Origin of the sequence: Streptomyces sp. NPDC029216, assembly GCF_040648015.1 — a bacterium.
In the GTDB taxonomy this organism is placed as follows: Bacteria; Actinomycetota; Actinomycetes; order Streptomycetales; family Streptomycetaceae; genus Streptomyces.
This window is the reverse complement of sequence record NZ_JBEZWL010000003.1, coordinates 73133-93180: the sequence shown is the minus strand read 5'-3', so window position 1 is coordinate 93180 and position 20048 is coordinate 73133. Positions and strand designations below refer to the sequence as shown.

Below are 20048 nucleotides of genomic sequence, written 5' to 3'. Positions count from 1 at the left end.
CGGCGAGCCGGTCACGGCTTGTGACACCCGGGCTACGCGACGTGGAAGTCCTATCGGGAGGAATCGGACTTACGCCAATCAAAGCTCGCGCCCGGCAAGGTGTCCCAGTCGAGATGATCAGGAGCGGAATGGCGCATTCAGTGGCGCAATGTCCGTTTCGGTGACCCCCATTGACTGTCAGTTATGTCCGTATTGCCTGCTGGCTGGTGAGCAAACTCACATGACCATGGCTATTACTTACCGGTTCAGTGGGGGATTCGGATGTTTAGCCTTGCCTGTTAAAGGGTTGCCGCCCCATCCGGCACAGCAGGCGACCCACACCCCACCAGCGAGCCGAGGGCCCGAAACTCCGATGAAGACGACGTCGATGATCCGCAACATAGCCAACCCCCGCCGCACCACCCTCGCGCACCTCAGGGACGCCGAGGAGCTGCAGGCGGCCCCGGCCACCCCGGAGCACCGCGTCGAGCTGCCCACCCAGACCGCGAACCCGCGCCGCACCGTCCTGATGGACGCGCCGGTCGCCGCCGCGCAGTAAAAGGAGCGCGAAGCGCCGGCCCCCACCGCGTTAGCCTGGAGTCCGCAGACTCCAGCCAGCGGAAACACAAAAGGGGCACGCAGCAGGTGCGCATCGCCAGGTTCTCGATCGACGGCAACGTCGCGTTCGGCGCGGTCGAGGGCAGCACTGCCCCCGGCGCCGAAGGCGAGCTCGTCCTCGACATCATCAAGGGCATCCCGTTCGCGGACTTCGAGCTCTCCGGCACGAAGGTCCCGCTGAGCAAGGTCCGGCTGCTGCCGCCCGTGCTCCCGAACAAGGTCGTGGCCGTCGGCCGCAACTACGCGGAGCACGCGGCGGAGCTCGGCAACGAGCTCCCCGAGGCTCCCATCACCTTCTTCAAGCCCTCCACCTCGGTGGTCGGCCCGGGCGACCCGATCGTCTACCCCTCCTTCTCCCAGGACCTCCACCACGAGGCGGAGCTCGCCGTGGTCATCGGCCGCATGTGCCGCGAGGTCCCGAAGGAGCGCGTCAAGGACGTCATCCTCGGCTACACCTGCGCCAACGACGTCACCGCCCGCGACGTCCAGCAGCGCGAGAAGCAGTGGGCCCGGGCCAAGGGCTTCGACAGCGCCTGCCCCCTCGGCCCCTGGATCGAGACCGGCCTGGACCCGGCGGCCATCGCCGAGGGCCTGGCCGTCCAGTGCACCGTCAACGGCGAACAGCGCCAGCTCGGCCGCACCAGCGACATGGTCCGTTCCGTCGAGGACCTGGTCGTGCACATCAGCGAGGCCATGACGCTGCTCCCGGGCGACGTCATCCTCACGGGGACCCCGGCCGGAGTCGGCCCCCTCAACGTCGGCGACGAGGTCGCCGTCACCATCGAAGGCATCGGCACTCTCACCAACAAGGTGATCAAGCGTGGCTAACGCGAACGTCCGCGTACGTTTCTGTCCCTCCCCGACCGGCAACCCCCACGTGGGCCTGGTCCGCACCGCCCTCTTCAACTGGGCGTTCGCCCGCCACCACGGCGGTACGTTCGTCTTCCGCATCGAGGACACCGACGCGGCCCGCGACTCCGAGGAGTCGTACGCCCAGCTGCTCGACTCCCTGCGCTGGCTCGGCTTCACCTGGGACGAGGGCCCGGAGGTCGGCGGCCCGCACGCCCCGTACCGGCAGTCCGAGCGCATGGACATCTACCAGGACGTCGCCCAGCGGCTGCGGGACGGCGGCTACGCCTACTCCTGCTACTGCACCACCGAGGAGCTGGACACCCGCCGCGACGCCGCCCGCGCCGCCGGCAAGCCCTCCGGCTACGACGGCCACTGCCGCGACCTGAGCGCCGAGCAGATCGCCGCGTACGAGGCCGAGGGCCGCACCTCGATCGTCCGCTTCCGGATGCCCGACGAGACGATCACCTTCACGGACCTGGTCCGCGGCGAGCTCTCCTTCACCCCGGAGAACGTGCCGGACTTCGGCATCGTCCGCGCGAACGGCGCCCCGCTGTACACGCTGGTCAACCCGGTCGACGACGCGCTGATGCAGATCACGCACGTGCTGCGCGGCGAGGACCTGCTCTCCTCCACCCCCCGCCAGATCGCGCTGTACAAGGCGCTCATGGAGATCGGCGTCGCCACGGGCGTCCCGCAGTTCGGCCACCTGCCGTACGTGATGGGCGAGGGCAACAAGAAGCTCTCCAAGCGCGACCCCGAGTCCTCGCTCAACCTCTACCGCGAGCGCGGCTTCCTGCCCGAGGGCCTGCTGAACTACCTCTCGCTCCTCGGCTGGTCCTTCTCCAAGGACCAGGACATCTTCTCGATCGAGGAGATGGTGGCGAAGTTCGACATCGACGGCGTCAACGCCAACCCGGCGCGCTTCGACCTCAAGAAGGCCGAGGCGATCAACGCCGACCACATCCGCCGGCTGGACCCGAAGGCCTTCGCGGACGCCTGCGAGCCGTGGCTGCGGGCCCCGCACGCCAACTGGGCGCCCGAGGACTTCGACGCCGACGCCTGGGGCCGGATCGCCCCGTACGCCCAGACCCGTGTGACCGTCCTCTCGGACATCACCGCGAACGTGGACTTCCTCTTCCTGAAGGAGCCCGTCGAGGACCAGGCGTCCTGGGACAAGGCCATGAAGGGCGAGCCCGCGGCCCTGCTGACCACGGCCCGGGCGAACCTCCTGGCCGCCGACTGGTCGGACCCGGAGTCCCTCAAGCAGGCCGTCCTGACCGCCGGCGAGGCCCACGGCCTCAAGCTCGGCAAGGCGCAGGCCCCCGTCCGCGTGGCCGTCACCGGCCGCACCGTCGGCCTGCCGCTCTTCGAGTCCCTGGAGATCCTGGGCAAGGAGCGCTCGATCGCCCGCATCGACGCGGCCCTGGCGAAGCTCGCCGCCTGACCCGCGCCCTTCCGAAGGGGCGGCAGCCGATCCGGCTGCCGCCCCTTCGGCGTTCTCCGGCACCGGGGGAGGGCCGCCCGGTGTGACGCGCCCCACCCCCGCGACCGTGTTCTCCGTACCGCCCTCGCGCGCGGCCGCCCGGGCGTAGGCTCGCCGGTATGCCGATCCGCGCCGTGCTGTGGGACATCGACGACACCCTCTTCGACTACACGGGGGCCGATACCGCCGGACTGGCGCAGCACCTGCGGGACGAGGGGATCGGGGACCGCTACGGGGCCCCCGCCGAGGCCCTGGCCCTGTGGCGGCGGCTGACGGAACTGCACTGGGCGCGCTTCGCCGCCGGCGAGATCAGCTTCCAGGGCCAGCGCCAGGAGCGGGTGCGGGACTTCCTCGGGAGGCCCGCCATGACCGCCGGCGAGGCCGACGTCTGGTTCGACCGCTACGTGGAGCACTACAAGGCCGCCTGGGCCCTGTTCCCGGACGTCCTGCCCGCCCTGGACGCCCTCGCCGGCCGCTACCGGCACGGGGTGCTCTCGAACTCCTCCGAGGCCCACCAGGACACCAAGCTGCGCCACCTCGGTCTGCGCGAACGCTTCGAGGTGCTGGTGTGCGCCGCCGAGCTGGGGGTCAGCAAGCCCGACGCCGCCGCCTTCCTCGCCGCCTGCGAGGCGCTCGCGCTGCCGCCGGCCGAGGTGGCGTACGTGGGGGACCAGCCGGAGATCGACGCGCGGGGCGCGCGCGACGCGGGACTGATCGCCGTCTGGCTCGACCGGGACGGGGGACGGGGCCCCGGGCCCGAGGGCGTACACCGGATCGAGGGGCTCGATCCGCTGCCCGGCCTGCTGGCCGCTGATACCCGTTTTGGAGCACGGTCAGGCATCCGGTAATGTTCTTTCTGCGCCGGGGAGACGGGCCGAAAGGCCGGGAACCGGAGGCGCTAACCAAACGAAAGGCCCCCAGGGTCTTGAAGTTCGGTGGGCTATAGTGTAATTGGCAACACGAGGGTTTCTGGTTCCCTTATTCTAGGTTCGAGTCCTGGTAGCCCAGCGCAGTGCAGCAGTAACGCAGTGCTTTGCCCCCGTTGTGTAGCGGCCTAGCACGCCGCCCTCTCAAGGCGGTAGCGCCGGTTCGAATCCGGTCGGGGGTACAGATCCTTCCCGCAGGATCTCCAGGGTCGCTCCCGGAGGTTTTGATGCAGGATCGCTAGGGCCCCCGTTGTGTAGCGGCCTAGCACGCCGCCCTCTCAAGGCGGTAGCGCCGGTTCGAATCCGGTCGGGGGTACCAAGGTCTGGCTGGTCTAGACCATTGGGCTATAGTGTAATTGGCAACACGAGGGTTTCTGGTTCCCTTATTCTAGGTTCGAGTCCTGGTAGCCCAGCGCAGTACCGCAGTAAAGCTAGCCCCCGTTGTGTAGCGGCCTAGCACGCCGCCCTCTCAAGGCGGTAGCGCCGGTTCGAATCCGGTCGGGGGTACATCAGGAGAGGCCCTCCGCGATCATCGCGGAGGGCCTCTTCGCTGTTCCCGGGCACGGCGTGCCCGCAGACAAGTGCGGGCCCGGAGGCGCGAGTTCGGACGTGTGCGGCGTCGTACGCGCCCCCGGGCCCGGGGGTCGGATGGGGAGAAGGCCTGCGGCCGGGAAGGCGTCAGCCGGAGCGGCGCAGGGCCTCCGTCAGACGGGCGGCCGCGTCGATGACGGCCTGGGCGTGCATGCGCCCCGGGTGGCGGGTCAGGCGCTCGATCGGGCCGGAGACCGACACGGAGGCCACCACGCGGTTCGAGGGGCCGCGCACCGGCGCCGAGACGGACGCCACGCCGGGCTCCCGCTCGCCGATCGACTGCGCCCAGCCGCGGCGCCGTACGCCGGACAGGGCCGTCGCCGTGAAGCGCGCGCCCTGCAGGCCCCGGTGGAGCCGCTCGGGCTCCTCCCAGGCCATCAGGATCTGCGCAGCCGATCCCGCCTTCATGGGGAGTGTGGAGCCCACCGGGACGGTGTCCCGCAGGCCCGACAGCCGCTCGGCGGCCGCCACGCAGATGCGCATGTCGCCCTGACGCCGGTAGAGCTGCGCGCTCTCGCCCGTCACGTCACGGAGGTGCGTGAGCACCGGTCCCGCCGTAGCCAGCAGGCGGTCCTCGCCGGCCGCGGCGGCAAGCTCTGCCAGCCGCGGGCCGAGGATGAACCGGCCCTGCATGTCCCTCGCCACCATCCGGTGGTGTTCCAGTGCCACGGCAAGGCGATGTGCCGTGGGTCGTGCGAGCCCTGTCGCCGCGACCAGCCCGGCGAGGGTGGCCGGACCGGACTCCAGTGCGCTCAGTACCAGAGCTGCCTTGTCGAGAACGCCGACGCCGCTAGAGTTGTCCATGAAACGATATTCACGTCTCACACTGTGAAACGCAAGTTCAAATTTTCCAAGAACCAGCGAGTCTGTATGTACGGGTCCACGAACCACCGGGATCCGGGACGGTGAGCCGGAGGGAAGAGCGATGGGTAGGACACTCGCGGAGAAGGTCTGGGACGACCACGTCGTCCGGCGCGCCGAGGGCGAGCCCGACCTCCTCTTCATTGATCTGCACCTGCTGCACGAGGTGACCAGCCCCCAGGCCTTCGACGGCCTGCGGCAGGCCGGCCGCAAGGTCCGGCGACTGGACCTCACCATCGCCACCGAGGACCACAACACCCCCACCATCGACATCGACAAGCCGATCGCGGACCCGGTCTCCCGGGCCCAGCTGGAGACGCTGCGCAAGAACTGCGCCGAGTTCGGTGTCCGCCTGCACTCCCTGGGTGACGTCGAGCAGGGTGTCGTGCACGTCGTGGGGCCGCAGCTGGGCCTGACCCAGCCCGGCACCACCGTCGTCTGCGGTGACTCCCACACCTCCACGCACGGCGCCTTCGGCGCGCTGGCCTTCGGCATCGGCACCAGCCAGGTCGAGCACGTGCTGGCCACCCAGACGCTGCCGCTGGCCCGCCCCAAGACGATGGCCATCACCGTCACCGGCGAGCTGGCCGAGGGCGTCACCGCCAAGGACCTGATCCTGGCGATCATCGCCAAGATCGGCACCGGCGGCGGCCAGGGCTACATCCTGGAGTACCGCGGCGAGGCAGTCGAGAAGCTCTCGATGGAAGCCCGCATGACCATCTGCAACATGTCGATCGAGGCCGGCGCCCGCGCGGGCATGATCGCCCCCGACCAGACCACCTTCGACTACCTGGAGGGCCGCGACCACGCCCCCAAGGGCGAGGACTGGGACGCGGCGGTCGCCTACTGGAAGACCCTGCGCACCGACGAGGACGCCGTCTTCGACGCCGAGGTCGTCATCGACGGCTCCGCGCTCTCCCCGTTCGTCACCTGGGGCACCAACCCGGGCCAGGGCGCGCCGCTGTCGGCGAACGTCCCCGACCCGGCTTCGTACGAGGACGCTTCGGAGCGCCTGGCCGCCGAAAAGGCCCTGGAGTACATGGGGTTGACCGCGGGCCAGCCGCTGCGCGAGATCAAGGTCGACACCGTCTTCGTAGGTTCCTGCACCAACGGCCGCATCGAGGACCTGCGCGCCGTCGCCGGGATCATCGAGGGCCGCAAAGTCGCCGACGGCGTACGGATGCTGGTCGTCCCGGGCTCCGTCCGGGTCGCGCTGCAGGCCGTCGAGGAGGGCCTGGACAAGGTCTTCAAGGAGGCCGGCGCCGAATGGCGGCACGCGGGCTGCTCCATGTGCCTGGGCATGAACCCCGACCAACTGGCCCCCGGTGAGCGTTCCGCGTCCACCTCCAACCGCAACTTCGAGGGCAGGCAGGGCAAGGGCGGACGCACCCACCTGGTCTCCCCCCAGGTGGCCGCCGCCACCGCGGTGCTGGGCCATCTGGCCTCGCCCGCCGACCTGTCCGACGTCAACGCCACCGCCGGAGTCTGAGCCATGGAAGCCTTCACCACCCACACCGGCCGTGCCGTCCCGCTGCGCCGCAGCAACGTCGACACCGACCAGATCATCCCGGCCCACTGGCTGAAGAAGATCACCCGCGACGGGTTCGAGGACGGGCTCTTCGAGGCCTGGCGCAAGGACCCCGAGTTCGTCACCAACCGCCCCGAGCGCGCCGGTGCGACCGTGCTGGTCGCCGGCCCCGACTTCGGTACCGGCTCCTCGCGCGAACACGCCGTCTGGGCCCTGCAGAACTTCGGGTTCAAGACGGTCATCTCCTCCCGCTTCGCCGACATCTTCCGCGGCAACTCGCTGAAGAACGGTCTGCTGACCGTCGTCCTGCCGCAGGAGACCGTCGACCGGCTGTGGGAGCTCACCGAGGCCGACCCGACCGCCGAGATCACCGTCGACCTGGTCGACCGGAAGGTCCGAGCCGAAGGCGTCGAGGCGGAGTTCGAACTCGACGACAACGCGCGCTGGCGTCTGCTGGAAGGACTGGACGACATCTCGCTCACCCTTCAGAACGAAGCCGACATCGACGCTTACGAAAGCACCCGCCCGGCCTTCAAGCCGCGCACGATTCGCGTCTGATTCCTGCCTGATCAGCGCTTATTCACCCTCGGGTGATCACATCGGCAACACTGTGCCCCCCGCCTTCCGACGGGGGGCACAGCCGTATGTTGAGGCCCCGTGAGGCGACAACTCGCCCCAGATGGCACAATCTGTGCATGGAACGCGACAGTCAACTCGAGCTCTACGAACTCGTCGCGGACCGGTTGAAAGAAGCACACACAAGGGTGCGCACACTGCAAGTCCCGGAGGGCGTAAGGATGGCGCTGTCCCGGAAGCTGTTGGTCGTCACTGCCACGGCGAAGCACGATCTCGCCGATGCGGCAAGGCGCCTGGACAGGTTGATGAAGGACCTCGACGAGGGTCGATTCCCTGAAGGCGACTGATGCGAAGGAACTCCGTAACGGCCTACATCGTTGCGGCACTAGGGTGATTAGCCCGTTTCGTGTTTGATTTGCGGTATATATCCGCCTAACGTGCGAAATAAGCTTGAACACATTCGTTCTGGCGAGGTCTCCGAAGGGGAAGACGTGAACAAGGCGCAGCTCGTAGAAGCGATTGCCGACAAGCTGGGCGGCCGCCAGCAGGCCGCGGACGCTGTCGACGCGGTACTGGACGCGATGGTCCGCGCGGTCGTCGCGGGCGACCGGGTCTCGGTCACGGGCTTCGGCTCGTTCGAGAAGGTGGACCGTCCGGCCCGCTACGCCCGCAACCCGCAGACGGGTGAGCGCGTCCGGGTCAAGAAGACCTCCGTTCCCCGCTTCCGTGCGGGTCAGGGCTTCAAGGACCTGGTGAGCGGCACCAAGAAGCTCCCCAAGGGCGACGAGGTGGCCGTGAAGAAGGCCCCGAAGGGCAGCCTGACCGGCGGTGCCTCCGCCACGGTCAAGAAGGCCGCCGCGAAGAAGGCCACCACGGCCAAGAAGGCCGCCGCCAAGACCACGGCCACCAAGGCCGTGGCGAAGAAGACGACGGCGAAGAAGGCGACCACGACCGTCAAGAAGACGGCCGCGAAGACCGCGGTCGCGAAGAAGGCCACGGCCACCGCCAAGAAGGCGGCCCCGGCGAAGAAGGCCACGGCGGCGGCGAAGAAGACCACCGCCACCGCGAAGAAGACCGCCCCGGCGGCCAAGAAGGCCACCGCGACGAAGGCGCCCGCCAAGAAGACGACGACGCGCAAGGCCACCGCGAAGAAGACCACCGCCCGCAAGAAGTGAGGGCACGAGTCACACACGCCGGGCCGGCTTCCCCCTGGGGGAAGCCGGCCCGCGGTGCGTTCCTTACCCCGGCGGGCTAGAACGTCTGCAGGGTGACCAGGGTGATCCGCAGGTCCCCGCCCTCGCCGGCCGTCTCGATGCGCACCCGCTGCCCGGGGCGCAGCATCAGCAGGCCCCCCGCGTCGAAGGCCGCGGCCTCGAAGGGCACCGGGGTGCCGTCGTCCAGCAGCACGCTGCCGCTGCGGGTCTGGGAGTCGTACGTGTACGCGGTCGCCTGCATACGGGAACTGTATCGGGCCGTGTGCCGGCCCACGCCGAGGGAGAGCGCCCTGCGCAGATCCGGCCCCGTGTCCACGTCCCGGCGTACGGTCTCGACGTCCGGCAGGGTTATTTCCACCGCCCCCGACGCGGAATGCCGGGCCCGGGAAGGGCCGCCGAACGCGGGTGCCAATTCCACGTCCGGACCGGCGGAAAGGAGAGTCGTCCCGATTCCCGCCGCATCCGCCAGAAATGCCCGGGGAAATGCGGAGGCGATATCGAGCACACGTAGCAATTCCGGCGGGCGCAGAGCGGGCAGGTCCGCGTTCATCGCGGCCAGCGGCGACCCCGGCCGCCCGGCGCGCACGGCCCGCGCGCCGTGGTCCAGCGCGGCGTTGAGCCCCGCCCCCGGGGCGTCCGGCAGGATCCGCGCCCCCAGCCGGGCCAGTTCCGCCCCCGCCACGGCGTCGTCCGTGACGACCACCACATCCGCCACCGAGGCGCAGGCCAGCGCCCCTGCCACGGTGTCCTGCGCGAAGGCCAGGGCCAGGCCCGGACGGGAGGCGCCGACGGCGGCCGCCAGCCGGCTCTTGGCCAGCGCCAGCGGCTTCAGCGGGACCACCAGGCTCCAGACGGCGTTCGTGGCGGACTCCTTCGCTCCGGCGCGCGGCCGTACCCGTCCCGGCCATGGGCGGGTCACGGCCCGGTCATCAGTCGGCCCATTGTCGCCTCAGACCGGTCGGAGGGGGGCAGGGCGGTCCGGGCGGGGCGTACGGTGTCCTCGACAGAGACCGGACCCGGGGCGACACTTGTCCGACCCACGAGACGCCGGGCTCCCCCAGCCACCGCTGGGAGGTTCCCCGCGCCCCGGTCCTAGAGGAAGGTGCTCCGAGTGTCCCGCCGCAGAATCGGCTTCTGGTACCGCCTGGCGGCGGTCATCGCAAAACCGCCGCTGGTAGTGCTCTTCAAGCGGGACTGGCGGGGAATGGAGCACATTCCGGCCGACGGCGGGTTTATCACCGCCGTCAATCACAACTCGTATCTGGACCCGCTGTCCTACGCGCACTTCCAGTACAACACCGGCCGGGTGCCCCGTCTGCTCGCCAAGGCCGGACTCTTCAAGGTGCCTTTCGTCGGCCCGATCCTGCGCGGATCGGGACAGATCCCCGTCTACCGCGAGACCACCAACGCCCTGGACGCATTCCGGGCCGCCGTGGCCGCGGTCGAGCGCGGTGAATGCGTCGCCTTTTACCCGGAGGGCACCCTCACCCGCGACCCGCAGATGTGGCCGATGGCCGGCAAGACCGGCGTCGCCCGCGTGGCGCTGATCACCAAGGCCCCCGTCATTCCGGTGGCCCAGTGGGGCGCCAACCTCGCGATGCCGCCGTACGCCAAGGAGAACAAGGTCCGCCTGTTCCCGCGCAAGACCCTCCAGGTGCTCGCCGGGCCGCCCGTGGACCTCTCGGCGTTCTACGGCAAGGAGCCCACCCCGGAGGTCCTCAAGGGGGCCACCGAGGCCATCATGGCCGACATCACGAAGCTCCTGGAGGAGCTGCGCGACGAGAAGGCGCCCGACGAGCCGTACGACCACCGCAAGGCCAGGGCGGAACAGCGGCGCAAGGCCGCGGGGGAGGGTTCCAAGTGACGCGTCCCGTCAAGGCGGCCGTGTTCTCGGCGGGCTCCTGGGGCACCGCCTTCGGGATGGTGCTCGCCGACGCCGGCTGCGAGGTCACCCTGTGGGCCCGCCGCCCGGAGGTCGCCGACGCCATCAACACCGGCCGCACCAACCCGGACTACTTCCCCGGTGTGGAGCTCCCGGCGAACCTGCGCGCGACCACCGATCCGGCCGAGGCCGCCCGAGGCGCCGACTTCACGGTGCTGTCCGTGCCCTCACAGACCCTGCGCGGCAACCTCGCCGAATGGGGCCCGCTGCTGGAGCCCGACACCGTCCTCGTCTCCCTGATGAAGGGCATCGAACTCGGCACCGCCAAGCGGATGAGCGAGGTCATCGAGGAGGTGGCCAAGGTCCCCGCCGAGCGCGTCGCCGTCGTCACCGGCCCCAACCTGGCCCGTGAGATCGTCGCCCGCCAGCCCGCCGCCTCCGTCGTCGCCTGCACGGACGAGGCCGTGGCCCAGCGCCTCCAGGCCGCCTGCCACACCGCGTACTTCCGCCCGTACACCAGCACCGACGTCATCGGCTGCGAGCTCGGCGGCGCCGTCAAGAACGTCATCGGCCTCGCCGTGGGCATCGCCGACGGCATGGGCCTGGGCGACAACACCAAGGGCTCGCTCATCACCCGCGGCCTCGCCGAAGCCACCCGCCTGGGCCTGGCGATGGGCGCCGACCCGCTCACCTTCTCCGGCCTCGCGGGCCTCGGCGACCTCGTCGCCACCTGCTCCTCGCCGCTCTCCCGGAACCACACCTTCGGCACGAACCTGGGCCGCGGGATGACCCTGGAGGAGACCATCGCGGTCACCAAGCAGACCGCCGAGGGGGTCAAGTCCTGCCAGTCCGTGGCGGATCTGGCCCGCCGGTTCGGGGTGGACATGCCGATCACCGACACGGTCGTCGACATCGTCCACCACGGCAAGCCCCCGCTGGTCGCGCTCAAGGAACTGATGGGCCGCAGCGCCAAACCGGAACGTCACTGACACCTTTCCGGACGCTTGAGCGGGTACTCTCGTGGCGATATGAGCAGCGAGAACCTCCCCCAGACCCCTGAGCAGCAGGGCCGCAAGCCCCGCGTGGCCGTCGTCTTCGGCGGCCGCAGCTCGGAACACGCCATCTCGGTCGTCACCGCGGGCGCTGTGCTGCGCTCCATCGACCGTTCCAAGTACGAGGTGCTGCCCATCGGCATCACCACGGACGGCCGGTGGGCGCTGACCGCCGACGCACCCGAGCGCATGGCCATCGCCGACCGCAGGCTCCCCGACGTGGAGTCGCTGGCGGAGTCCCCGGAAGGCACCGTCGTGCTGCCCGTGGACCCCGCCAGCCGCGAGGTCGTCTACACCGAGCCGGGCACCGTCCCCAAGGCACTGGGCGAGGTCGACGTCGTCTTCCCCGTGCTGCACGGCCCCTACGGCGAGGACGGTACCCTCCAGGGCCTCCTGGAGCTCTCCGGGATCCCGTACGTCGGCTGCGGCGTCCTCGCCTCGGCCGTCGGCCAGGACAAGGACTACATGAAGCGGGTGTTCACCTCCTACGGGCTGAACGTCGGCCCGTACGTGACCATCCGCCCCCGCGAGTGGGAAGCCGACCGGGACGCCGCCACGGCCAAGGTCCTGGACTTCGCCGCCGAGCACGGCTGGCCGCTGTTCATCAAGCCCGCCCGCGCCGGCTCCTCCATCGGCATCACCAAGGTCGACGACGCCTCCGGCCTCGACGCGGCCATCCGCGAGGCCCGCCGCCACGACCCGAAGGTCATCGTGGAGGCGCTGCTGCGCGGCCGCGAGATCGAGTGCGGCGTCCTGGAGTTCGAGGACGGGCCGCGCGCCAGCGTGCCCGCGGAGATCCCGCCGGTCTCCAGCCACGACTTCTACGACTTCGAGGCGAAGTACATCGACTCCGCCGACGGGCTCGTGCCCGCCCCGCTCACCCCGGAGCAGACCGCCGAGGTGCAGCGGCTCGCCGTCGAGGCCTTCGAGGCCGCGTCCTGCGAGGGCCTGGTCCGCGCCGACTTCTTCCTCACCGAGGACGGCACCTTCGTCATCAACGAGATCAACACGATGCCGGGGTTCACGCCGATCTCGATGTACCCGCGCATGTGGCAGGAGACGGGCATCGAGTACCCGGAGCTGGTGGACCGCCTGATCCAGGCGGCCCTGCGCCGCTCCACCGGGCTGCGCTAGCCCCCGGACTCCGTACAGCCGACCGCCCGCCGGGAGCATTCCCGGCGGGCGGCGGTGTGCGCGGGGGAGGGGTCAGTACGAGGCGATGCCCACGGGCACGGTCTTGGCCACGGCGGCGGACAGATCCACGAGCATGCTCGCGTCCGTGGCATGCTCCTTGTCGACCCAGACCTCCGTGTAGGCGAGACGCGAGCCGGAGGTGAACCTCAGACCTCCGTCGGCCGGCCGCTCCACCAGCCAGCCGACGCCGTTCACCTCCACTCCGTCCGCCTTCGGATCGGCCATCTTGGCGGGCTTGGGGATGCCGCACCGCAGTACGATCGCCGAGCCGCCCCACGCGGCGGTCAGGTCCGACCGCGGTTCGGTGGTGGTCCGGTCCAGCCCGGACACCTTCTGCGGGAGCTCCTCGTGCAGCGCGGCACAGAGCCCCGCGACGTCGGCGGGCGGCGCGGGCGGAGGAGTCACCCGGGCCGCGGAGGCCCCGGGGGCACAGCCCGCCAGGGCCACGGCCGCCGACAGGACGGGAAGGGCCAGTAGACGCAGGGGCCGGCGGTGCGAAGACATCACCGGCCAAGAGTAGACGGGGGCTACAGATGGACCACGGGGCAGGTCAGGGTGCGGGTGATCCCCTCCACCTGCTGGACCTTGGCGACCACCATGCGGCCGAGATCGTCGACGGTGTCGGCCTGGGCCCGCACGATCACGTCGTACGGTCCCGTCACGTCCTCGGCCTGGATCACCCCCGCGATCTTCCCGATGGACTCGGCGACAACCGACGCCTTGCCCACCTCGGTCTGGATGAGGATGTACGCCTGTACCACGGAACCTCCAGGGCGGCCACGAGGATCATTTCCCCTAACCTTCGGATGGGCCCCACACAATCGAAAGGGCCGGGGGAAGAAGGGACGCCACGGTACCGCGTCGCCGGGTGCCGCGGGGAGACCCGCAGACCAGGCGCCACGTACAGCGGGGCGTACGCAGACCAGAAGTTGACGTATCTGTTGACGGTACCCAGAGCTGTGACGGCTCGCGACCGCAAGCGGACTTGCCAAGAAGGGGCACAGCGATGAAGGGCACTGTGGGCGAGCTGGGGGAATTCGGGCTCATCAGGGAGCTCACCTCACGGCTCACCACCACCCCGGCGGTCCGGCTCGGACCGGGCGACGACGCCGCGGTCGTGTCGGCCCCCGACCGGCGGGTGGTGGCCAGCACGGACATCCTGCTGGAGGGCCGGCACTTCCGGCGCGACTGGTCCACCGCCTACGACGTCGGCCGCAAGGCCGCCGCGCAGAATCTGGCCGACATCGCCGCCATGGGCGCGGTACCGACCGCCCTGCTCCTCGGCCTCGTGGTCCCGGCGGAGCTGCCGGTCACCTGGCCCACCGAGCTGATGGACGGCATCCGCGACGAGTGCCAGGTCGCCGGCGCGGCCGTGGTCGGCGGCGACGTCGTCCGCGGGGACACCATCACCGTCTCCATCACCGCCCTCGGTGACCTGCGCAACCACGAGCCCGTGCTGCGCTCCGGCGCCCAGCCCGGCGACGTCGTGGCCGTCACGGGCTGGCTCGGCTGGTCCGCGGCGGGCTACGCGGTGCTCTCGCGCGGCTTCCGCTCCCCGCGGGCCTTCGTCGAGGCGCACCGGCGCCCCGAGCCGCCCTACCACGCGGGCCCGGCGGCCGCCGGACTCGGCGCCACCGCCATGACCGACGTCAGCGACGGCCTGATCGCCGACCTCGGGCACATCGCCGAGGCCAGCCACGTACGGATCGACCTGCGCTCGGGGGCCGTGGACATCCCGACCCAGATGCACGACATCGGCCAGGCCGTCGGCGTGGACCCGCTCCAGTGGGTGCTCACCGGCGGAGAGGACCACGCCATCGTGGCGACCTTCCCGCCCGACGTGAAGCTCCCCGCCCGCTGGAAGGTCATCGGCGAGGTCCAGCACCGCTCCGCCCTGCCCCAGGTGACCGTGGACGGCGCCCCCTGGACCAGCACCGGGGGCTGGGACCACTTCGGCACCGACCCGGCCACCGAGGACGCCCCGTGAGCGTCGGGCACCCGCCGCTGTGCCTGACCGTCGCCGGATCCGACTCCGGCGGCGGCGCGGGCGTCCAGGCCGACCTCAAGACCATGCTGGCGCTCGGCGTGCACGGCATGAGCGTGGTCACCGCCGTGACCGCCCAGAACTCCCTCGGGGTGAAGGGGGCCTGGGAGCTGCCCGCCGAGGCCGTCACGGCCCAGTACCGGGCCGTCGTGGACGACATCGGGGTCCAGGCCGTCAAGACCGGCATGCTCTCCTCCGCCGTCCTCGTGGAGACCGTCGCGGAACTGCTGGCGGGCACCGACGCCCCGGCGGTGGTGGATCCCGTGGGGGTCTCCAAGCACGGGGACGCGCTGCTCGCCGCCTCCGCGCTGGACGCCGTACGCGGGCTGCTGCTGCCCCGGGCCACGGTGGCGACGCCCAACCTCGACGAGGTGGCGCAGCTCACCGGGGTGGCCGTGGAGGACGAGGACGACATGCGGCGGGCCGCCGACGCGGTCCTCGGCTACGGGCCCCGCTGGGCGCTGATCAAGGGCGGCCACCTCGCGGCCCACGGCGGCGAGGCCGTGGACCTGCTGACCGACGGCTCCGAGGAGCTGTGGCTGCGGGCCCCCCGCCACGACAACCGGCACACCCACGGCACCGGCTGCACGCTCGCCAGCGCGATCGCGGCGGGCCTGGCCAAGGGCCTGCCCGTCCCGGAGGCCGTCACGGCGGCCAAGGAGTACGTCACCGGCGCCATCGCCGCCGGCTTCGCGCTCGGCGGCGGCATCGGCCCGGTGGACCACGCCTGGCAGTGGCGCTGAGCGGTCAGGACCACCACACCTCAACGTTGATGTGTGGTCCTGACAAGGCAAAAGGCCGGTTCACCAGAGGTGAACCGGCCTTCTTGGCAACCGGAAAGGGCTGCGCTACGACGACGGGAGGCGTCAGCGCGAGACCTTGCCGGCCTTGATGCACGAGGTGCAGGCGTTGAGGCGCTTCGGCGTCCCATTGACCACGGCACGGACGCGCTGGATGTTCGGGTTCCAGCGACGCGAGGTGCGGCGGTGCGAGTGGGAGATGTTGTTGCCGAAGCTCGGCCCCTTGGCGCAAACGTCGCAGTTGGCAGCCACAGGTCACTCCAAGACTTCAGATGCAATTACGGTGGAATCCGGCACACCGGAATCAGAGATCTGAAGTGGCTTGCCGGACGAATGACCCGACTCTCGACGGGCAACCTGAGCAGCATACAACGACTGCTTGGGTCCGAGAAAACTACCATGACGGGGCCGGGCTCCGCCCCGGGGGCCCGGGAGGGCGGCCGTCCTTCGTTACCCTGCGGTGAACCCTGGCCCGCACAAGGAGGAACGCCCGGTGGCGTACGAGCCCGAGCCGCACACCCTCGACGCCGACGCGGTGCGCACCTGGAGCTCCCTGGCCCTGGCCGCACTGGGCCGGGCCCGCACGGACATCGACGCGATCAACGTCTACCCCGTCGCGGACGCCGACACCGGCACCAACCTCTACCTCACCGCCGAATCCGCCGACCGCGCGCTGACCGAGGCCCTCGCCCGCACCGCCCCCGGCGTGACCGACGGCACAGGGCCGGCCGCCTCCCCGGCCTCCCTGCCCGAAGCCGTACGGGCCTACGCGCACGGCGCGCTCATAGGCGCCCGCGGCAACTCCGGGACGATCCTCGCCCAGCTGCTGCGCGGGGTCGCCGACGTCCTCGGCGCCGACCCGGCCGGCCGCGCCCCCGGCCCGCTGCTGGCCCGGGCCCTGACCCGGGCCGCCGAGGAGGCCTACCAGGCCGTCGCGCACCCCGTCGAGGGGACCATGCTCACCGTCGCCGGCGCCGCCGCACGCGCCGCGGAGGCCGCCCCCGGGACCGCCGCCGACGTGGCCCGCGCCGCCTACGAGGGGGCCCGCGCGGCCCTGGCCGAGACCCCGGAGCAGCTGGCCGCCCTCGGGAAGGCCGGGGTCGTCGACGCGGGGGGCTGCGGACTGGTCGCCGTACTCGGGGCGCTGTGGCAGGCGCTGTCCGGCCAGGAGCCCGAGCCCGACCCGGTCCGGGGGCCGGCCGTGCCCCTGGAGCGGATCCCCGAGCCCTGCGCCCAGGAGGAGGGCGGGCCCGGCTACGAGGTGATCTACCTCCTGGAGGCCCCCGAGGAGGCCGTCGGCCGGCTGCGCGCCGCCCTCGACGCGCTCGGCGACTCCCTCGTGGTGGTCGGCGGCGACGGGCTGTGGAACGTCCACGTGCACGTCGACGACCCCGGCGCCGCCGTCGAGGCCGGGGTGGAAGCGGGCCGGCCGTACCGGATCCGCATCACGCACTTCGGCGACGAACGCCGCCGCGCGAGCGCCCCCCGCGCCCAGCGGGCCGTGGTGGCCGTGGTCCAGGGCGAGGGGCTGGCCGCGCTGTGCGGGGAGGCCGGCGCGACCACCGTCCCGGCCCGTCCCGGCGAGCCGCCCGCCGTGGCCGAACTGGTCGACGCCGTCCGCCGCGCGCACGCCCGCGAGGTGGTCCTGCTGCCCGGCGGCGCCGAACTGCGCGCGGCCGCCGCGGCCGCCGCCGAGCAGGCCCGCGCCGACGGCGTAAGGGTGGCCGTGATCCCGACCCGGTCCGCCGTCCAGGGCCTGGCCGCCCTCGCCGTGCACGACCCGGACGCCAGCTTCGACGAGGACGTCGTCACCATGACCGCCGCCGCCGGCGCCACCCGCTACGGGGAACTGGCCGTCGCCGAGCGGCAGTCCTTCACCTCCGCCGGGATCTGCCAGGCCGGGGACGTCCTCGGGCTCATCGACGGCGACGTCGCCGTCATCGGCGCGGGCCTGCCCGAGACGGCCGAGGCCGTCCTGGAGCGGATGCTCGGCTCCGGCGGCGAACTGGTCACCCTCGTCCTGGGCCCCGAGGTGCCGGAGACCCTCGCCGCGCGCCTGGAGGCGTACGTCCAGCACGCCCACCTGGCCGTGGACACCGTCACCTACCGCGGCGGCCGCCACTCGGCGCCGCTGCTCATCGGAGTCGAATAGCGGCCCTGTCACAGGCATGGTGTGCAATGGAACACGTGCCCGCGCTCGACGAAGACCTCAAGAAGACCCTCGGCCCCGCCACCGCCAAGGTGCTGGCCGAGCAGCTCGGCCTGCACACGGCCCTGGACCTGCTCCACCACTACCCCCGCCGGTACGCCGAACGCGGCGAGCTGACCTCGCTCGCGGACCTCGCCGACCAGCTCGACGAGCACGTGACGGTCGTCGCCCAGGTCGCCGACGCCCGGATCCTGACCTTCAACGGGGGCCGCGGCAAACGGCTGGAGGTCACCATCACCGACGGCAGCGGCCGCCTCCAGCTGGTCTTCTTCGGTGCCGGCGTCCACAAGCCGCACAAGGAACTGCTGCCCGGCAGCCGCGCGATGTTCGCGGGCAAGGTCTCCCGGTTCAACCACAAGCTCCAGCTCGCGCACCCCGCCTACGAACCCCTCGGCGGAGACGCCTCCGACCGGGACGCCGCCACCGCCTTCGCCAACCAGCTGATCCCGATCTACCCGGCCTGCGCCAAGCTGGAGTCCTGGAAGATCGCCAAGTGCGTGGACGCCGTCCTGCCCCGGGCGCAGGAGGCCCTCGACCCGCTCCCGCCCGCCCTGCGCGACGGCCGCGGACTCGTCCCGCTCACCGAGGCCCTCCTCAAGATCCACCGCCCGGCCACCAAGGCCGACATCGAGGACGCCCGCCGCCGCCTGAAGTGGGACGAGGCCTTCGTCCTCCAGGTCGCCCTCGCCCGCCGCCGGCACGCCGACTCCCAGCTGCCGGCCGTCGCCCGCCGCCCCGCCCCCGGCGGCCTCCTCGACGCCTTCGACGCGAAGCTCCCCTTCACCCTCACCGAAGGCCAGCAGAACGTCTCGAAGGAGATCTTCGACGACCTGGCCACCAGCCACCCCATGCACCGCCTCCTCCAGGGCGAAGTCGGCTCCGGAAAGACGATGGTGGCCCTGCGGGCCATGCTCGCCGTCGTCGACTCCGGCGGGCAGGCCGCGATGCTCGCCCCCACCGAGGTCCTCGCCCAGCAGCACCACCGCTCCATCACCGAGATGATGGGCGAGCTCGCCGAGGGAGGGATGCTCGGCGGGTCCGACCAGGGCACCAAGGTGGTCCTGCTCACCGGCTCCATGGGGACCGCCGCCCGCCGCCAGGCCCTGCTCGACCTGGTCACCGGCGAGGCCGGGATCGTCATCGGCACCCACGCCCTGATCGAGGACAAGGTCCAGTTCCATGACCTCGGTCTGGTCGTCGTCGACGAACAGCACCGCTTCGGCGTCGAGCAGCGCGACGCCCTCCGCTCCAAGGGCAAGCAGCCCCCGCACCTGCTGGTCATGACCGCCACCCCCATCCCGCGCACCGTCGCCATGACCGTCTTCGGCGACCTGGAGACCTCCGTCCTCGACCAGCTGCCCGCCGGCCGTTCCCCGATCGCCACCCACGTGGTGCCCGCCAAGGACAAGCCGCACTTCCTCACCCGGGCCTGGGAGCGGGTCCGCGAGGAGGTCGAGAACGGCCACCAGGCTTACGTGGTCTGTCCGCGCATCGGCGACGGCGAGGACGACCCCAAGAACAAGAAGAAGGCCTCCGCCGAGGACGAGGCCGAGAAGCGGCCCCCGCTCGCCGTCCTGGAGATCGCCGAGCAGCTCACCCGCGGCCCCCTCGCCGGACTCTCCGTCGAGGTGCTGCACGGCCGGATGGACCCCGCCGACAAGGACGACGTCATGCGCCGCTTCGCCGCAGGCGAGGTCAAGGTGCTCGTCGCCACCACCGTCATCGAGGTCGGCGTCAACGTCCCCAACTCCACCGTCATGGTGATCATGGACGCGGACCGCTTCGGCGTCTCCCAGCTCCACCAGCTGCGCGGCCGCGTCGGCCGTGGCTCCGCCCCCGGCCTGTGCCTGCTGGTCAGCGAGATGCACGAGGCCAGCCCCGCCCGCGCCCGGCTCGCCGCCGTCGCCGCCACCCTCGACGGCTTCGAACTCTCCCGCATCGACCTGGAACAGCGCCGCGAGGGCGACGTCCTCGGCCAGGCCCAGTCCGGCGTCCGCTCCTCGCTGCGCATGCTCGCCGTCATCGAGGACGAGGAGGTCATCGCCCAGGCCCGGGAGGAGGCCGCCCGCGTGGTCGCCGCCGACCCCGAACTGGAGCGCCTGCCGGGGCTGCGCACCGCGCTCGACGCCCTGCTGGACACCGAGCGGGAGCAGTACCTGGAGAAGGGCTGACCACCACGACCTATCGTTGGAGGCCAGAACGGAGGCCAAAGCCTCCCCCGTCCGCCGCAGAGAAGGAC

General features: G+C 71.3%; 19 protein-coding genes, 5 tRNA genes and 1 pseudogene. 20 read left to right on the top strand and 5 right to left on the bottom strand.

Annotation, left to right across the window (positions count from 1 at the left end; all coding sequences use genetic code 11):
* Positions 1 to 352: 352 nt before the first annotated feature.
* From AB0F18_RS02225 to AB0F18_RS02185, 9 genes are all read left to right on the top strand, one after another.
* The gene (locus AB0F18_RS02225; protein WP_362053822.1) at positions 353 to 538 is read left to right on the top strand and encodes a hypothetical protein; all 186 of its coding nucleotides are present in this window, start codon (positions 353 to 355) and stop codon (positions 536 to 538) included.
* Between the two features lie 86 nt (positions 539 to 624).
* A complete protein-coding gene (locus tag AB0F18_RS02220; RefSeq protein ID WP_362053820.1) occupies positions 625 to 1425 on the top strand; it encodes a fumarylacetoacetate hydrolase family protein in 801 nt (266 codons plus the stop codon).
* Positions 1418 to 2893 (top strand): glutamate--tRNA ligase, encoded by a 1476-nt coding sequence (gene gltX, locus AB0F18_RS02215; protein ID WP_362053817.1) that lies wholly within the window; start codon positions 1418 to 1420, stop codon positions 2891 to 2893. Before AB0F18_RS02220 ends, gltX begins: the two co-directional genes overlap by 8 nt.
* A 158-nt stretch (positions 2894 to 3051) precedes the next feature.
* A complete protein-coding gene (locus tag AB0F18_RS02210; RefSeq protein ID WP_362053814.1) occupies positions 3052 to 3780 on the top strand; it encodes an HAD family hydrolase in 729 nt (242 codons plus the stop codon).
* An 88-nt stretch (positions 3781 to 3868) separates the two neighbouring features.
* Positions 3869 to 3940: transfer RNA gene (locus AB0F18_RS02205), tRNA-Gln, on the top strand.
* 27 nt (positions 3941 to 3967) lie between these two features.
* Positions 3968 to 4040 (top strand) — tRNA-Glu (locus AB0F18_RS02200).
* A gap of 61 nt (positions 4041 to 4101) precedes the next feature.
* Positions 4102 to 4177: transfer RNA gene (locus AB0F18_RS02195), tRNA-Glu, on the top strand.
* 22 nt (positions 4178 to 4199) lie between these two features.
* Positions 4200 to 4271: transfer RNA gene (locus AB0F18_RS02190), tRNA-Gln, on the top strand.
* Between the two features lie 21 nt (positions 4272 to 4292).
* Positions 4293 to 4365 (top strand) — tRNA-Glu (locus AB0F18_RS02185).
* Between the two features lie 171 nt (positions 4366 to 4536).
* Here AB0F18_RS02185 and ndgR read toward each other — a convergent pair.
* Positions 4537 to 5253 carry an IclR family transcriptional regulator NdgR gene (gene ndgR / locus AB0F18_RS02180; protein WP_007266782.1) on the bottom strand — a complete coding sequence of 239 codons (717 nt, stop codon included), beginning with the start codon at positions 5251 to 5253 and terminating at the stop codon, positions 4537 to 4539.
* A 121-nt stretch (positions 5254 to 5374) separates the two neighbouring features.
* Between ndgR and leuC the strand changes: the two genes are divergently transcribed.
* The 4 genes from leuC (at position 5375) to AB0F18_RS02160 (ending at position 8589) form a co-directional block, all read left to right on the top strand.
* Entirely contained in the window at positions 5375 to 6799 is a 1425-nt protein-coding gene (gene leuC, locus AB0F18_RS02175; protein WP_362053811.1) for a 3-isopropylmalate dehydratase large subunit, read from the top strand.
* Between the two features lie 3 nt (positions 6800 to 6802).
* Positions 6803 to 7396 carry a 3-isopropylmalate dehydratase small subunit gene (gene leuD, locus AB0F18_RS02170; RefSeq protein ID WP_344170395.1) on the top strand — a complete coding sequence of 198 codons (594 nt, stop codon included), beginning with the start codon at positions 6803 to 6805 and terminating at the stop codon, positions 7394 to 7396.
* Positions 7397 to 7533: 137 nt separating this feature from the next.
* Positions 7534 to 7761, top strand: coding sequence for a hypothetical protein (locus AB0F18_RS02165; RefSeq protein WP_362053808.1), 228 nt, complete (start codon positions 7534 to 7536; stop codon positions 7759 to 7761).
* A 144-nt stretch (positions 7762 to 7905) separates the two neighbouring features.
* Entirely contained in the window at positions 7906 to 8589 is a 684-nt protein-coding gene (locus AB0F18_RS02160; RefSeq protein ID WP_362053806.1) for an HU family DNA-binding protein, read from the top strand.
* A gap of 292 nt (positions 8590 to 8881) precedes the next feature.
* Here AB0F18_RS02160 and cofC read toward each other — a convergent pair.
* Positions 8882 to 9472, bottom strand: a pseudogene (gene cofC / locus AB0F18_RS02155) (2-phospho-L-lactate guanylyltransferase); the annotation flags it as partial.
* A 267-nt stretch (positions 9473 to 9739) separates the two neighbouring features.
* On the opposite strand from cofC, the gene AB0F18_RS02150 reads away from it, so the two are divergent.
* The 3 genes from AB0F18_RS02150 to AB0F18_RS02140 are packed head-to-tail and all read left to right on the top strand — an operon-like array spanning position 9740 to position 12696.
* A complete protein-coding gene (locus AB0F18_RS02150; RefSeq protein ID WP_362053803.1) occupies positions 9740 to 10492 on the top strand; it encodes a lysophospholipid acyltransferase family protein in 753 nt (250 codons plus the stop codon).
* Complete coding sequence (locus AB0F18_RS02145; RefSeq protein WP_362053800.1) at positions 10489 to 11499, top strand: NAD(P)H-dependent glycerol-3-phosphate dehydrogenase; 1011 nt, start codon at positions 10489 to 10491, stop codon at positions 11497 to 11499. The genes AB0F18_RS02150 and AB0F18_RS02145 overlap by 4 nt, the downstream gene beginning before the upstream one ends.
* Before the next feature lie 39 nt (positions 11500 to 11538).
* Positions 11539 to 12696: a D-alanine--D-alanine ligase family protein gene (locus tag AB0F18_RS02140; protein ID WP_362053797.1), complete on the top strand. Its 1158-nt coding sequence runs from the start codon at positions 11539 to 11541 to the stop codon at positions 12694 to 12696.
* Between the two features lie 72 nt (positions 12697 to 12768).
* Here the strand turns inward: AB0F18_RS02140 and AB0F18_RS02135 are convergent, their stop codons facing one another.
* Positions 12769 to 13260 carry a DUF3515 domain-containing protein gene (locus AB0F18_RS02135; protein WP_362053971.1) on the bottom strand — a complete coding sequence of 164 codons (492 nt, stop codon included), beginning with the start codon at positions 13258 to 13260 and terminating at the stop codon, positions 12769 to 12771.
* Positions 13261 to 13283: 23 nt separating this feature from the next.
* Positions 13284 to 13517 (bottom strand): Lrp/AsnC ligand binding domain-containing protein, encoded by a 234-nt coding sequence (locus AB0F18_RS02130; protein ID WP_362053794.1) that lies wholly within the window; start codon positions 13515 to 13517, stop codon positions 13284 to 13286.
* 245 nt (positions 13518 to 13762) lie between these two features.
* Here AB0F18_RS02130 and AB0F18_RS02125 point away from each other — a divergent pair, with 245 nt between their 5' ends.
* On the top strand, positions 13763 to 14743 hold the full coding sequence (locus tag AB0F18_RS02125) for a thiamine-phosphate kinase (RefSeq protein WP_362053791.1): 981 nt from the start codon (positions 13763 to 13765) through the stop codon (positions 14741 to 14743).
* On the top strand, positions 14740 to 15543 hold the full coding sequence (gene thiD, locus AB0F18_RS02120) for a bifunctional hydroxymethylpyrimidine kinase/phosphomethylpyrimidine kinase (RefSeq protein WP_362053788.1): 804 nt from the start codon (positions 14740 to 14742) through the stop codon (positions 15541 to 15543). Before AB0F18_RS02125 ends, thiD begins: the two co-directional genes overlap by 4 nt.
* Positions 15544 to 15666: 123 nt before the next feature.
* Here thiD and rpmB read toward each other — a convergent pair whose 3' ends face one another.
* Positions 15667 to 15852 carry a 50S ribosomal protein L28 gene (gene rpmB, locus AB0F18_RS02115; RefSeq protein ID WP_007266795.1) on the bottom strand — a complete coding sequence of 62 codons (186 nt, stop codon included), beginning with the start codon at positions 15850 to 15852 and terminating at the stop codon, positions 15667 to 15669.
* Between the two features lie 241 nt (positions 15853 to 16093).
* Here rpmB and AB0F18_RS02110 point away from each other — a divergent pair, with 241 nt between their 5' ends.
* A complete protein-coding gene (locus AB0F18_RS02110) occupies positions 16094 to 17752 on the top strand; it encodes a DAK2 domain-containing protein (protein ID WP_362053785.1) in 1659 nt (552 codons plus the stop codon).
* A 26-nt stretch (positions 17753 to 17778) separates the two neighbouring features.
* Positions 17779 to 19980 (top strand): ATP-dependent DNA helicase RecG, encoded by a 2202-nt coding sequence (gene recG / locus AB0F18_RS02105; RefSeq protein ID WP_362053782.1) that lies wholly within the window; start codon positions 17779 to 17781, stop codon positions 19978 to 19980.
* Positions 19981 to 20048 lie beyond the last annotated feature (68 nt).